Annotated in this window: 1 protein-coding gene; it reads right to left on the bottom strand. The window is 45.2% G+C overall.

Going from position 1 to position 691, the window contains the following annotated elements:
- The coding region (locus tag J7439_RS25755; RefSeq protein ID WP_209204912.1) for a hypothetical protein at positions 1–641 on the bottom strand (641 nt) is incomplete at its 3' end.
- Positions 642–691: the final 50 nt, after the last annotated feature.

The following is a 691-nucleotide window of genomic DNA, read 5'->3' as shown; positions in this document are numbered from 1 at the left end:
TTCGCCATGGCCCACAGCAGGTTAGCGATTTCCTGAGCACCAATATTCCTGGCTTCAGGTTTTTGGTTGCACTTGAATATTATTGCATCCAGTAGCGTCGATAATAAGGCAGCTTGAGTGAGCTGAACACGCTCATCCATGGGTTTATGAGGGGTAAAAACACCCGCTGAAGTAAATGAGTGCAGTGTTGTCGTCAGGCTTCGCCAATTCCAGCTCCGCGTTGCTGTGAAATTTTGCAGCAAACGCATGAGCTGGCTTTGTTCCGCTCGATTTAACGGTCTTTTAGACGCTGACGTGTATTTTTTAATTGAACTGGCATATAGGCCGTGATCTCTCCCATCATAGCGATGACCGAAATGGTCCGATTTACTCACCAGACCAGCCATTATTTCCTGTTTGGTGAGAGCATGAAAATTTTGAGCATGGTTTACTGAACGGCGCAGTAGATATTGAGAAGGGCCTGCGGCAGAAGAATGGTAAAATTTATTATGCCCCGGAGTTGTGCGTCGACTATTATCCCACTGTCTGACTGTGACTTGTCTATATCGCCCACGCCTGGAAGCGGCACGGTCATTTGGTTGGTTGTCATCATTACCTGATCTTGCGTATTGACCACTGATACCAGCAGAACTTCTATCCATAATTATATTTCATTAATTCATGAAAATATAAAAAGCAGACTGCTGTTCTG

The organism is Salinisphaera sp. G21_0 (assembly GCF_017744115.1).
GTDB lineage: Bacteria > Pseudomonadota > Gammaproteobacteria > Pseudomonadales > Endozoicomonadaceae > Endozoicomonas.
This window is presented reverse-complemented; position numbering and strand designations above follow the sequence as displayed.